The 13715-nt window shown below is 67.1% G+C and carries 11 protein-coding genes; 6 read left to right on the top strand and 5 right to left on the bottom strand.

The features are described 5' to 3' along the window. Positions 1 to 253: 253 nt before the first annotated feature. Genes AC3WRR_RS22630 through AC3WRR_RS22610 form a run of 5 tightly spaced genes read left to right on the top strand, consistent with a single transcriptional unit; the run spans position 254 to position 5671 of the window. Complete coding sequence (locus tag AC3WRR_RS22630; protein ID WP_439670988.1) at positions 254 to 1657, top strand: class I SAM-dependent methyltransferase; 1404 nt, start codon at positions 254 to 256, stop codon at positions 1655 to 1657. A 5-nt stretch (positions 1658 to 1662) separates the two neighbouring features. After that, positions 1663 to 3000 carry a sensor histidine kinase gene (locus AC3WRR_RS22625; RefSeq protein ID WP_035817222.1) on the top strand — a complete coding sequence of 446 codons (1338 nt, stop codon included), beginning with the start codon at positions 1663 to 1665 and terminating at the stop codon, positions 2998 to 3000. A 6-nt stretch (positions 3001 to 3006) separates the two neighbouring features. Then, entirely contained in the window at positions 3007 to 4140 is a 1134-nt protein-coding gene (locus AC3WRR_RS22620) for a hybrid sensor histidine kinase/response regulator (protein WP_010815066.1), read from the top strand. Next, entirely contained in the window at positions 4137 to 5144 is a 1008-nt protein-coding gene (locus AC3WRR_RS22615) for a response regulator (protein WP_010815065.1), read from the top strand. Before AC3WRR_RS22620 ends, AC3WRR_RS22615 begins: the two co-directional genes overlap by 4 nt. A 38-nt stretch (positions 5145 to 5182) precedes the next feature. Next, positions 5183 to 5671 carry a TetR/AcrR family transcriptional regulator gene (locus AC3WRR_RS22610; RefSeq protein WP_051398494.1) on the top strand — a complete coding sequence of 163 codons (489 nt, stop codon included), beginning with the start codon at positions 5183 to 5185 and terminating at the stop codon, positions 5669 to 5671. Between the two features lie 116 nt (positions 5672 to 5787). Here AC3WRR_RS22610 and secF read toward each other — a convergent pair whose 3' ends face one another. The 5 genes from secF to queA all read right to left on the bottom strand — a co-directional run bounded on the left by secF (position 5788) and on the right by queA (position 11635). Further along, on the bottom strand, positions 5788 to 6759 hold the full coding sequence (gene secF / locus AC3WRR_RS22605) for a protein translocase subunit SecF (protein WP_011615997.1): 972 nt from the start codon (positions 6757 to 6759) through the stop codon (positions 5788 to 5790). 40 nt (positions 6760 to 6799) lie between these two features. Then, positions 6800 to 8671 (bottom strand): protein translocase subunit SecD, encoded by a 1872-nt coding sequence (gene secD / locus AC3WRR_RS22600; protein WP_492298200.1) that lies wholly within the window; start codon positions 8669 to 8671, stop codon positions 6800 to 6802. A gap of 209 nt (positions 8672 to 8880) precedes the next feature. Next, a complete protein-coding gene (gene yajC, locus AC3WRR_RS22595; RefSeq protein WP_010815061.1) occupies positions 8881 to 9207 on the bottom strand; it encodes a preprotein translocase subunit YajC in 327 nt (108 codons plus the stop codon). A 221-nt stretch (positions 9208 to 9428) separates the two neighbouring features. Continuing rightward, entirely contained in the window at positions 9429 to 10559 is a 1131-nt protein-coding gene (gene tgt / locus AC3WRR_RS22590) for a tRNA guanosine(34) transglycosylase Tgt (protein WP_010815060.1), read from the bottom strand. 17 nt (positions 10560 to 10576) lie between these two features. Then, complete coding sequence (queA, locus tag AC3WRR_RS22585) at positions 10577 to 11635, bottom strand: tRNA preQ1(34) S-adenosylmethionine ribosyltransferase-isomerase QueA (RefSeq protein WP_492298198.1); 1059 nt, start codon at positions 11633 to 11635, stop codon at positions 10577 to 10579. A gap of 221 nt (positions 11636 to 11856) precedes the next feature. Here queA and recG point away from each other — a divergent pair. Then, positions 11857 to 13715 (top strand): ATP-dependent DNA helicase RecG (recG, locus tag AC3WRR_RS22580; RefSeq protein ID WP_492298196.1); only part of this gene is annotated, 1859 nt, incomplete at its 3' end.

Raw genomic sequence — 13715 nt, 5'->3', positions numbered from 1 at the left:
TTGGTTGTACGACCCCCGACGGGCACAGTACAATGGCCCGCGGCAATCCCTCCTTGATCGTGGCATTGCTACTCCTGCCAAGGCGGGGGCAGCCATGCCCGCAACCGGCTAAAGCGCATCACTATGAGCATTCGCTGCATGTCCCGATACCGGTAGCCACCCCCGCGACCTCCTCGCCCCTCATGCTGTACCCGGCCGTTCTGCCCTGGCTGTATGGCCCGCAGCGTTTCTCGGTTTTCCCTGGCGCAATACCGTGTATTCCAAAACGCAAATCGATCCGGTAGTTAGTTTCCGCAACTCGCAGGGCGAGCAGGTGCGGGGCACGATTGTCAATCTCCAGAGAAAGTCCCTGGTGATGGAGATCTACAACCCGTATTCGATCGTGCAGGTCAGTGAGGTGCTGAGCGAACTCAGCGTCCGCATGGGCTCGAAGAATGCCTACCTCGGCAAGGCCGTGGTCATGAGCCTGGTGAACACCGGCCTGACCGCGGTGGTGTCGCTGACGCTGATCGACGAGTGGCTGGAACTGAGCAACCTGGACAACGAGCCCAAGTCGGTCGCGCGCGAGTCGCAGCGGTTCGTGCAGGACTGGAATGAGCGCTTCAATATCCGGCCCGACTACCAGATCGTGGTCAATGAAATGCGCGCGTTCCTGTCCGAGGTGTCGCGCTGGGTGGAGCAGGTCGACATGACCAGCACGCTGCCCAAGGAAGGCGATACGCTGCGCATGGACGTGTTCGAGGAGCTGGCCACCCCGATCGCACTGAAGATCCGCGAGTATTCCGCGCGGCTCGACGGCGAAGCCGCGCACGTGCCGGAAGAAGACACCGTGATGCACCGCACCTTCACGCAGGCGGCGCTGCATCCCTTGCTGCTGCGCTCACCGTTCGTGTTCCGGACCTATACCAAGCCGCTCGGCTATGCCGGCGACTACGAAATGGTCAACCAGATCCTGTCGGATCCGCGCCAGGGCCCCAGCACCTACTTCCAGATCGTCAACGCAACCTTCCTGCAGTCGTCCGTGGCCGCTGCCCACCGCAACCGCATCGACCTGCTGGTCGATTTCCTGGTGCGCATGGCCGAGCAGGCCCGGGCCGCGGGCAAGCCGTTCCGGCTGCTCAACGTGGGCTGCGGCCCGGCGGTCGAGATCAACCGCTTCATTACCGAATACCCCGAGCCGCACTGGCTGTCGTTCCAGCTGCTCGACTTCAGCCAGGAAACGCTGGACTACGCGCGCGGGCGCATCGAAGAGAGCTGCCGCAAGGCCAATGCGAAGGTCGAGGTGGAATATGTCCACCACTCGGTGCATGAACTGCTCAAGCGCCGGATCGACCACGATCCGTCGCTGCGCGAGTTCGACGGGGTCTACTGCGCCGGCCTGTTCGACTACCTGTCCGACCGCGTCTGCGCGCGCCTGCTGAGCTATTTCTCCACGCGCACCCATCCCGAGGGGCGCATCCTGGCCACCAACGTCCACGTCGACAACCCGGAACGGTACAGCATGGAACATATGCTGGAGTGGTACCTGATCTACCGCGATGAGGCCGGCATGCAGTCTTTGCTGCCGGCCAATACGCGCGACGGCCGCACCTACGTCGACCCGACCGGCGTCAACGTGTTTGTGGAAGCGATCGTGACTGATCCGGCCAAGGCCTGACCACCATGCTGAAACGGACTGCGAGCAGGTATTCCCCGTACGAGGCTGACCTGCGCGAGTTTCGCCTGGTCTCGAGCCGGGCCGGCGCGCTGACGGCCATCGTGCTGGTGATGGCCGGCGTCGGGCTCGACTACGGGATCTATCCCAGCCACCAGCTGCAGTTCTTTGTCGCCCGCCTGGTGGTCTCGGTCCTGATCGGGCTGATCTTCCTGCTGCTGGCCAACCAGGCCGGCCGGCGCTTCGTGCAGCCGCTCACGCTGGCCTGGCTGCTGCTGCCGCAGATGATGATCACATGGATGATCGCCACCACCGACGGCGCCTCGTCCATCTACTATGCCGGGCTGAACCTGGTCATCTTCGCGGTCGGCATCGCCATGCCCATGGGCCTGTGGCAGACCATCGGCTTTGGCGTGGTCACTTACCTGCTCTACCTCGGCGCCTGCCTGATCCACCCCGATGGCCTGGCGCAGCGCGCGCACTTCACCGTCAATTCGCTGTTCATCATGTTCTCGATCGTGGCCAGCGCGGTCTACACGTTCATGAACGAGCGCGGCCACTTCCACCTGATACGGCTCAAGGAAGAGCTGGCGCACAAGAACGACGAGCTTGCCGACATCAACCGCCGGCTGGCCGACATCAAGGGCCAGATGCTGCAGCAGGAGAAGATGGCCGCCATCGGTACGCTGGCGGCGGGGCTGCTGCACGAGGTGAACAACCCGGTCAACTTCTGCCTGATGGCGATCGAAGTGGCGATGGAAGAGCCACAGGCCAAGGAGAACCCTTCGCTGGAAGAGTGCCTGGTCGACGCCAAGCAGGGGATGCAGCGCATCCAGCATATCGTCTCCGACCTCAAGACCTTTGCCTACCGCAAGCCGGGCGCCGAGGTGGAAGGCACGCCGTTCCTGTTCGAGAAGGCGCTCGATTCGTCGATCCGCCTGACCGCGCATGAGCTGCGCGGGGTCAGCCTCAGCCGCGAACTGCCTGCCGACACCCTGGTGCTGGGCGACGAGGCGGCCATCATCGGCGTGCTGATCAACCTGTTCTCGAATGCCGCGCTGGCCATGCGCAAGGCGGGCACGGCCGCGCCCGCGATCCATACCACGGCCCGCTGGGACAACCACCGCCTGCACGTCATGGTGCGCGACAACGGCCCTGGCATCCCCCAGGAAAACCTGGCGCGCGTGTTCGAGCCGTTCTTCACCACGCGCGAGGTGGGGCAGGGGCTTGGCCTGGGCCTGTCGATCAGCTACGCGGTGGTGGAACGCCACGGCGGGCAGCTGTATGCCGAGAGCGAACTGGGCCAGTGGACCGCGTTCAGCTTCGACCTGCCGCGTGCGGAGTAACCAGCCATGAGCGAAGCGAAGCAGGCACGGCTTGCCGTCCTCTATGTCGACGACGAGGAGATGGCGCGCAAGTATTTCGCCCGGGCCGCCGGCAGCGACTATGAGGTGCTGGTGGCAGACAGCGCCGACGAGGCCCTGGCGGTGCTGCGCGCGGACCCCGCCCGCGTGGCGGTGCTGGTGACCGACTTCCGCATGCCCGGGCGCGACGGCGGCCAGCTGCTGCGCCAGGTGGCGCAGGAATACCCGCAGATCGTGCGCATCCTGGTCACCGCCTATGCCGACAAGGATGTGCTGCTGGAAACGGTCAACAGCGGCGAAGTCTTCCGCATCCTGGAAAAGCCGCTGAGCGTGGCCGACCTGCGCGAGGTGCTGGCAGGCGCCGCCGAGCGCCACCGCGAGCGCACCCTGCGCCAGCACCGGCTGATGGCGATCGACGAGACCCTGGCCTTCCTGGCGCATGAGCTGAATACCCCGCTGGCTGCCATCGCCAACTTTGCCCACGGCATCCGCGGACGTGTCGCCGGCGAGTACAGTGCGCAGCGCCAGGCCGAGATCGGCCAGGCGGCCAGCGCCATGTACGACAACGCCCAGTATTGCCTGGCGGTGCTGTCGTCGTTCCTGCAGTCGGTGCGCAACAGTGCCGGCAGCACGCCGGCGCGGCCCGATGCCGGCGCCGAGGTCAGCGCCGGCTCGCTGGTCACTTCGCTGCTGGACAGCTACCCGTTCGCAGGCGACCAGCGCAGCTGGGTGCAGGTGGAGATGCACGGCGATTTCCCGGTGCAGACGCTGCCCAACTGCGTGGCGCTGGTGCTCTCCTCGGTGATGAGCAACGCGCTGCGGGCGCTGGGCAGTGTCGGCACGCCGGCGTTGCGCTTTGTGGTGGTGGCGCAGCCGCGCCCGGAAATCCGCATCTGCGACAACGGGCCGGGGATTGCGCCGGAAGTGATGGAGCGGTTGCTGGTCGACCCGGTCACCACCCACGCCAGTGCCGGCGGCAGCGGCCTGGGCATGATTTTCTGCAACCGCGTCATGCAGTCGTTTGGCGGCGGCATCCGGATCGAATCCGCATCCGGTGCCGGCACGACGGTGACGCTGGACTTTCCAAGTTTCAAGAGTCGAAAGCATAGGAGTGACCGATGACCGAACCGAATGCCACGCAGGCACCACCCCCGGCGATTCTGTTCGTCGATGACGAAGCGACTGCAGTCAAGTATTTCCAGCGTGCCATCGGGGCGCTGGCACCGGTGGCCACCGGCGGCTCCGTTGAAGAGGGCAAGGCCTTGCTCGACGCCCACGCAGACAGCCTTGCGGTGCTGGTGTCGGACCAGCGCATGCCGGGCGAGTATGGCAACGAACTGCTGCGCTACGCGCGCGAGCGCTACCCGCATATCGTGCGCATCCTGACCACCGCGTATTCGGAGCTCGACCAGACCGTCGAGGCGGTCAACCAGGGGCAGATCCACCGCTACATCAAGAAGCCGTGGGACATCACCGCGCTGCGCATGGAGCTGAAGCAGGCGCTGGAACTGGCCGGCCTGCGCAAGGAACGCGACCAGCTGCTGCGCGAGAAGCTGTCCGTGCTGCAGACCCAGACCGTGGCCTCGCGCATCGGCATGGTGCATGCGCTGTGCGCCAGCCTGATCGGGCCGGGCCGTTTCCAGCCGGTGGAGACCTACCTCGCGGCGGTCGACCTGGCCGGCGCGGGCAGCGTCGAGCCGGACTGGCAGCGCATGGACTACGCCGACCTGGTGCGGGCCGAGGCCGAGCGCAGCGGCAGCTTCGGCCATGCCGTCGGCACGCGCCTGGCGGGCCTGCGCAGCGCCAACGCGGGCAAGGGGGCGGCCGATGCCGTCGCGGTAATCGCCGACGCGCTGGGCAGCGAGGTGGTGCGCCGCGATGGCGATACCGTGGTCTGGACCGCGCCGGCCACGTTGGCCGAGTACCTGGTGCAGCCGGTGGGCGCGCCGGTGTCTGCCGCGCATGCGGCGTGGCTGGCCAGCCTGCTGTGGCTGGACGAGGCCGGCGGTGCGCTGCAGTTTGCGCGCGATGGCGACGCCATCCTGTGCCGTGCCGGCCAGCGTACCGAGTTCTTCGCGGCCGACCGGCTGGCGGCGTGGATCGAGCGCTTTGCCGAGCAACGTTGACATGGAGCCGGGCTGTAGCCGGTGAGGTGCAGGCTGACATGGCAAGCAAGACGATCGGTGCGGCCGCTGCCGTAGCCGCCAGGCGCAGGGGGCGGCCTGCGCGCTCCGCGCAGAACGTCGATACGCAGCGCGCAGCGATTGTCGAGGCGGCTCGAACCATCCTGGTTTCCGCGGGACTCGAGGCAGCGTCCGCCAGGCGGATCGCGTTGGCGGCCGGCATCGCCCCGGCGACCCTCTATCTGTATTTCGAGAACATCGAAGTCCTTTACGCCGCGGTGCTGGGCGAGTCCCTGCTCCAGTTGCAGCAATACGTGCGCGCGGCCACCGGCGATGTCCCGCCCCCGGCAAAGCCCGCCGGCGACGCAACGCCGGCGCGGGCCCGCGCCGCGGCATCACGCGACATTCGCCCGAAGGGATCTGGTTCAAGGAGTATGCCGAGCGCTACGGTCTTGCCGCCGCCGTGGAATGGCGCGATTCCGGCCGCCCCATCCCCGAGCCCGAGCCGGGACAGGACCGCGAGCCGCTGATGCCGGCCCCGCCCGCGGGAGCGCGCTCACGCTGGTCAGGCCAGGCATAACACCGGCCGGCCGCGGAAAAAAACAAAGGCGCCCGGGGCGCCTTTGTTTTCGTGGGCGGCAAGCCGTCAGGCCTGCGCGCCGTAGTTGGGGTCGTTGCGGTCGGTCGAGTCGGACTTCTTCTCGCCCTTGACCAGATCCTCGCGCTTGACGCCCAGCCACATCGCCAGCGCCGCGGCCACGAACACCGACGAGTAGATGCCGAACAAGATGCCGACCGTCAGTGCCAGGGCAAAGTAGTGCAGCGTGGGGCCACCGAAGAAGAACATCGACAGCACCATCATCTGGGTCGAGCCGTGGGTGATGATGGTGCGCGAGATGGTGCTGGTGATCGCGTTGTCGATGATCTCGTGGGTGCTCATCTTGCGGAACTTGCGGAAGTTCTCGCGGATCCGGTCGAAGATCACCACCGATTCGTTGACCGAATAGCCCAGCACCGCCAGGATCGCCGCCAGCACCGACAGCGAGAATTCCCACTGGAAGTAGGCGAAGAAGCCCAGGATGATGACCACGTCGTGCAGGTTGGCGATGATGCCCGCCACCGCGAACTTCCATTCGAAGCGGAACGACAGGTAGATCACGATGCCGGCCACCACGCACAGCAGCGCCAGCAGGCCGTCGGTGGCCAGTTCCTTGCCCACCTGCGGGCCGACGAACTCCACCCGTTGCAGCTTCACGTCAGGCGAGGCCGCCTGCAGCGAGGCCATCACCTGCTCGCTCTGCTGGGCCGAGGTGACGGGCTTGCCGTCCGCGCCCTTCTGCAGCGGCAGGCGGATCATCACGTCGCGCGAGGTGCCGAAGTTCTGCACCTGCACGTCGGTATAGCCCAGCTTGCCCACCTGGCCGCGGATCTTTTCCAGGTCGGCGGTCTGCTGGTAGCTGACTTCCATCACCGTGCCGCCGGTGAATTCGATCGACAGGTGCAGGCCCTTGTGCCAGAGGAAGAACACGGCTGCGGCAAACGTCAGGAAGGAAATCACGTTGAAGACCAACGCGTGCTTCATGAACGGAATGTCGCGCCGGATGCGGAAGAATTCCATGTTGAATCCTGTTCTGTACTGCTAGTTGTTGCTGCTCGCCTTACTTGGCGACCGGCGTGTCGGTGGTGTTGCCCGGCTTCCAGATCTGGCCGATGGCCACGCTCTGCAGCTTCTTCTTGCGGCCGTACCAGAGGTTGACCAGGCCGCGGTTGAAGAACACCGCCGAGAACATCGAGGTCAGGATGCCCAGGCAGTGCACCACGGCAAAGCCGCGCACCGGGCCCGAACCAAAGGCCAGCAGTGCCAGGCCGGCGATCAGCGTGGTCACGTTGGAGTCCAGAATGGTGGCCCAGGCGCGGTCGAAGCCGACCGCGATCGCCATCTGCGGCGACGCGCCCGCGCGCAGTTCCTCGCGGATGCGCTCGTTGATCAGCACGTTGGCGTCGATGGCCATGCCCAGCACCAGCGCGATGGCGGCAATGCCCGGCAGCGTCAGCGTGGCCTGCAGCATCGACAGCACCGCGATCAGCAGCAGCAGGTTCACGCCCAGCGCCACCACCGAGAACACGCCGAACAGCATGTAGTACAGGATCATGAACACGCCGATGGCGGCAAAGCCGTAGGCGACCGAGTCAAAACCCTTCTGGATGTTGTCCGCGCCCAGCGACGGGCCGATGGTGCGCTCTTCGATGATCTCCATCGGCGCGGCCAGCGAGCCGGCGCGCAGCAGCAGCGCCAGGTCGTTGGCGGCTTCGGTGGAGTAGGAGCCGGTGATCTGGAAGCTGGAGCCCAGTTCGGACTGGATCGTCGCCACCGTCAGCACTTCGCCCTTGCCCTTTTCGAACAGCACGATCGCCATCGGCTTCTTTAGGTTCTCGCGCGAGACGTCGCGCAGCACGCGTCCGCCCTGGGCGTCGAGCTTGATGTTGACCGAAGGCTGCTGGTTCTGGTCGAAGCCGGCCGAGGCACTTTCAATGCGGTCGCCGGTGAAGATGACCTGCTTCTTCAGCACCACCGGGGCGCCGTTGCCTTGCGTGAAGAGCTCGCTGCCGAACGGGATCGGGTCGCCCGGGCGCGGGCTGCGCGGCGCGTCGTTGTCGACCAGGCGGGCTTCGAGCGTGGCGGTGCGGCCGATGATGTCCTTGGCCTTGGCGGTGTCCTGCACGCCGGGCAGCTGCACCACGATGCGGTCGGCGCCTTGCTGCTGGATCACCGGCTCGGCCACGCCAAGCTCGTTGACGCGGTTGTGCAGCGTGGTGATGTTCTGCTTGACCGCGGCATCCTGCACGGCCTTGCGGGCGGCTTCGGTGAAGGTGCCGACGATATTGTTGCCGTCCATGGCGAAGGCGACTTCGCGCAGGTTGTCGGCCAGCAGCGGACGCGCGCGGTTGGCGTCGTCGGCGTTGTTGAAGCGCACCGTCAGGCGCTCGCCATCGCGGTCGATGCCGCCGTGGCGGATGCTCTTGTCGCGCAGCAGGGTGCGCGCGTCGCCGCCCAGGCTGTCGAGCTTCTTGTCGACCGCGCCCTTCATGTCGACCTGCAGCAGGAAGTGCACGCCGCCGCGCAAGTCCAGGCCCAGGTACATCGGCAGCGCGTGCATGGCGGTCAGCCAGCGCGGCGAGCCCGACAGCAGGTTCAGCGCGACCACATAGGTGGGGTCGGCCGCGTCGGGGTTGAGCGTGCGCGACAGGATGTCCTTGGCCTTGAGCTGCTCGTCGGTGGTGCGGAAGCGCGCCTTGACCGAGCCGGACTGGCCGGAAATATCAAAGAAGACGCCGTCAGGCTGCAGCTGGTTCTGTGCCAGGATCTCTTCGACCTGCTTCTGCATCGACAGGTCGACCTTGACCGTGGCCTTGCCCGAGGACACCTGCACCGCAGGCGCCTCGCCGAAGAAATTCGGCAAGGTATAGATGATGCCGATGGCCAGGGCCACCAGGATCACGAGGTATTTCCAAATCGGATAACGATTCATCTCTGGCCAGTCATTCAGCGGTTGGCGGGGCCGGCGCTGGCGTGGCGCACCACGTCGGCGGGGCCGAACCGGTTTGGCAAACAGCCGCCTGGCAACCACGGATCGAAGCCACGGGGGCTTCGTCGGGCTGGATCAGGCGGCTGCCGGGGCATGCGCGAACGGGCATGCCGGAAAAGACAAAGGCGGGAGTCGCGCGCGCGATCGGTGGATCAGAGCGCCTTCAGCGAGCCCTTCGGCAGCACCGTCGTCACGGCGTTCTTCTGCACGGTGATTTCCGTGCCTTCGGCGATTTCCAGGCTGACGTACTGGTCGGTGACCTTGGTCACCTTGCCCAGGATGCCGCCGGCGGTCACGACTTCGTCGTTCTTGGCCAGCGCTTCGAGCATTGCCTTGGCTTCCTTCTGACGCTTCATCTGCGGGCGGATCATGATGAACCACAGCACGCCAAACATCAGGATGATGGGCAGGAAGCTCATCAGGCCGCCAGCCGCGCCGCCGGTACCGGTGGTCTGGGCAAATGCGTTAGAAATCAGCACGTTGATTCTCCGTCACAAAATTAGTCAAATAATCGATCATTCTACCATTCGCATTCCGCCCACCCTTGGCATTCTAGGGCGGAATACGGGTTTGTTCGGGTGCGCCCGGGACAACTTGCGGCAGGGGGCGGCAAGGCCGGGCGCTCCGGATCGCGGCTCGCCCCCGGATGACCCGGCTATTCGACCGCCGGCAGCGCAAAAGTTCGCGCCAGCGGGCATTGTCACTGCGTGCCGCGGGCGCGGTCAGCGGCGAACTGGCGCCGGAAGTCGGCAAAGCGGTGGTGCTCGATGGCTTCGCGCATCTCGCGCATCAGTTGCAGGTAGTAGTGCAGGTTGTGGATGGTATTGAGGCGCGCGCCCAGGATCTCGCCTACGCGGTGCAGGTGGTGCAGGTAGGCGCGCGAGAAGTTGCGGCAGGTGTAGCAGGCGCAGCTTTCATCGAGCGGGCGCGGATCGTTGCGGTGCGCCGCGTTCTTGATCTTGACGTCGCCGAAGCGGGTGAAGAGCCAGCCGTTGCGTGCGTTGCGGGTGGGCATCACGCAGTCGAACATGTCCACCCCGGCGGCGACGCCGGCGACCAGGTCTTCGGGCGTGCCCACGCCCATCAGGTAGTGCGGCTTGTGGGCCGGGAGGCGCGGCGCGACGTGCTCGAGCACGCGCATCATGTCTTCCTTGGGCTCGCCCACCGACAGCCCGCCGATGGCAAAGCCGTGGAAGTCCAGCTCGGACAGGCCGGCCAGCGATTCGTCGCGCAGGTCTTCGTACATGCCTCCCTGGACGATGCCGAACAGCGCGTTGGGGTTGGCCAGGCGCTCGAACTCGTCGCGCGAGCGCTTGGCCCAGCGCAGGCTCATGCGCATCGACTTGGCCGCTTCCTCGTGCGTGGCGGCGCGGCCGTCGATCTCGTACGGCGTGCACTCATCGAACTGCATCACGATGTCGGAGTTCAGCGTGCGCTGGATCTGCATCGAGATCTCGGGCGACAGGAAAAGCTTGTCGCCATTGACCGGAGATGCGAACGTGACGCCATCTTCAGTGATCTTGCGCAGATCGCCGAGCGAAAACACCTGGAAGCCACCGGAATCGGTCAGGATCGGCTTGTCCCAGCCGATAAACTTGTGCAGGCCCTCGTGGGCGTTGACCACGTCCAACCCGGGGCGCAGCCACAGGTGGAAGGTATTGCCCAGGATGATGTGCGCGCCAATCTCGTTCAGTTCCAGCGGCGACATCGCCTTGACCGAGCCGTAGGTGCCGACCGGCATGAAGATCGGCGTCTCGACCACGCCGTGGTTCAGCGTGACGCGGCCGCGGCGGGCGTTGCCGTCGGTGGTGATGAGTTCGAAGTTGAGCATGGCTTGTGATTCTGGATTCAGGCGCCGGGCTGGCGGGTCAGCAGCATGGCGTCGCCGTAGCTGAAGAAACGGTAGCGCTGCTCGACCGCATGGCGGTAGGCGGCGCGGATGGCTTCCACGCCGGCCAGTGCCGACACCAGCATCAGCAGCGTCGACTTGGGCAGGTGGAAGTTGGTGATCAGGGCATCGACCAGGCGGAAGCGGTAGCCGGGGGTGATGAAGATATCGGTGTCGCCGCTGCCGGCGGCGAGCGTGCCGTCGGCCTGCGCGGCCGATTCCAGCGCGCGCAGCGAGGTGGTGCCGACCGCGATCACGCGGCCGCCGCGTGCGCGGGTGTCGCGCACGGCCTGGGCCAGGTCTGCGGAGACGGCGTACCACTCCGAGTGCATCTTGTGCTCGGCCAGGTTCTCGGTGCGCACCGGCTGGAAGGTGCCGGCGCCCACGTGCAGCGTCAGGAAGGCGCGCCGCACGCGGGCGGCATCGAGCCGCGCGAACAGCGCATCGTCGAAATGCAGGCCCGCGGTGGGTGCGGCCACCGCGCCCGGGCTGCGCGCGTAGACGGTCTGGTAGCGGTTCTCGTCGTAGGCGTCCGGGTCGTGCCTGATATATGGCGGCAGCGGCAGGCGGCCGTAGCGCTCGATCAGGTCCAGCGCCGGTTCGGGGAAGCGCAGCGTGAAGAACTGGTCCACACGCGGGCCCACGGTGACGGCGAAGGCGCCGTCAGCCAGGTGCAGTATGCTGCCCTCGGTCGGGGTCTTGGAGGCACGCACCTGGGCCAGCACGGTGTGGCTGTCGACCACGCGCTCGACCAGCACCTCGATCTTGCCGCCGCTGGGCTTGTGGCCGAAGAAGCGCGCCTTGATCACGCGGGTGTCGTTGAAGACCAGCAAGTCGTCGGGACGCAGGTAGTCGACGATGTCGCTGAAGGCGCGGTCGACCATGCGCACCGCGTCGGCGGTGTCGGCCGGGGCCAGCCGTTCGACCACCAGCAGCCGGCTCGCGCTGCGGTCGGGCAGCGCGCTCTGGGCAATCAGTTCTGGCGGCAGCGGGAAATCGAAATCGGAAAGCGTCAACATCGTGGGAGCGGCGGGCTGCGCGATCCCATGCAGGCCGGAGCGGGGCACAAAACGGCACTCCGCTGCCCGTGGTGGCAGCCGGCATGGGTACAATCGGCGAATCCGATATTGTAAGGCCACGGGCGCGCTTGCCGCCGGGCCAGGCGTGATGCCGGCTATTCGCCGGCGCCGCGCCAGCCAACCCCGCAGCACGAGAGCGACCGCTGCCAACTTTTTCGCCGATGCCCGGAACCGCCGCTGAACCGATCCACGACCCCGCCGACGCCGCCAAGGAAACGGCGGCGCCCGCGCGCGGCAAGGCCGGCGAAGCCAGGGGCAAGGCCGCCGCCTCCGGCACGTCTTCCGCGGCCGCGCGCCTGGCCAAGCTCGGCCTGCGCCGTCCCGTCGACCTGGTGCTGCACTTGCCGATGCGCTATGAGGACGAGACCACGCTGGCGCCGATCGCCGAGGCGATCCACCGCGCCGGGCTCGGGCTGCCGGCGCAGGTGGAAGGCGAGGTCATCTCCAACGAAGTCACGTTCCGGCCGCGCCGCCAGCTGGTGGTCAAGATCGCCGACGACAGCGGCGAGCTGACGCTGCGCTTCCTCAACTTCTACGGCAACCAGACCAAGCAGATGGCCGAAGGCGTGCGCCTGCGCGTGCGCGGCGAGGTGCGCGGCGGCTTCTTCGGCGCCGAGATGGTCCACCCGACGGTGCGCCCGGTGGTGCCCGGCGAAGCGCTGCCCGACCGCCTGACGCCGGTGTATCCGTCCACCGCCGGCATCCCGCAGGCCTATCTGCGCAAGGCCATCGGCGGCACGCTGTCGCGCACGCCCATGCCCGAGACGCTGCCGCGGGCGGTGTTGGACGGGCCGCTGGCACGCCTGCACCTGCGCCCGCTGGCCGACTGCCTGCGGTTGCTGCACGCGCCGTCGCCGCAGGAGAGCGAGGCCGCGCTGGCCGACCGCTCGCACCCGGCCTGGCAGCGCATCAAGTTCGACGAGCTGCTGGCGCAGCAGATCTCGCTGCGGCGCGCGCACGCGGCGCGGCGCGAAAAGACCGCGCCGACCATGCCGCGCCGCGAGGGCGGCCTGCTGACGCGCTTCCTGGCTGCGTTGCCGTTCCGGCTGACCGGGGCGCAGCAGCGCGTGGTGGAAGAAATCGCTGCCGACATGACGCGCCCGCACCCGATGCACCGGCTGCTGCAGGGCGACGTGGGCAGCGGCAAGACCATCGTCGCCGCGCTGGCGGCCTGCCAGGCGATCGATGCCGGCTACCAGGCCGCTTTGATGGCGCCCACCGAAATCCTGGCCGAGCAGCACTACCGCAAGCTGTCCGCATGGCTGGAGCCGCTGGGCGTGCCGGTGGCGTGGCTGGCCGGCAGCCAGAAGGCACGCGACAAGCGCGAGGCCGCGGCGCGCGTGGAATCGGGCCAGGCGCAGCTGGTGATCGGCACCCACGCGCTGATCCAGGACACCGTGCGCTTTGCCAAACTGGGGCTGTCGGTGGTCGACGAGCAGCACCGCTTCGGCGTGGCGCAGCGGCTGGCGCTGCGCGGCAAGGCCGGTGCCGCCGATACCCCCGATTCAGCGGCAACCGCGGCCGAGACCGTGCCGCACCAGTTGATGATGTCGGCCACGCCGATCCCGCGCACGCTCGCCATGACTTACTACGCCGACCTCGATGTGTCGGTGATCGATGAATTGCCGCCGGGCCGCACCCCCATCGTCACGCGCCTGGTCAACGACGAGCGGCGCGACGAAGTGATCGGACGCATCCATCACGCCGCCGCCGAAGGCCGCCAGGTCTACTGGGTGTGTCCGCTGATCGAGGAAAGCGAGGCGCTGCAGCTGCAGACCGCGGTGGAGACCTATGAAACGCTGGTGGCCGCGCTGCCCGACCTGCGCGTGGGCCTGGTGCACGGGCGCCTGCCGCCGGCCGAGAAGGCCGCGGTGATGGACGACTTCAGCGCCAACCGCATGCAGGTGCTGGTGGCCACCACCGTGATCGAAGTGGGCGTGGACGTGCCCAATGCCTCGCTGATGGTGATCGAGCACGCCGAGCGCTTCGGCCTGGCGCAGCTGCACCAGCTGCGCGGGCG

This window comes from Cupriavidus sp. FW305-3-2-15-C-LB2 (assembly GCF_058787575.1).
Note: the sequence above shows the minus strand (reverse complement) of the source record. Positions and strands in the feature narration are given on the sequence as shown.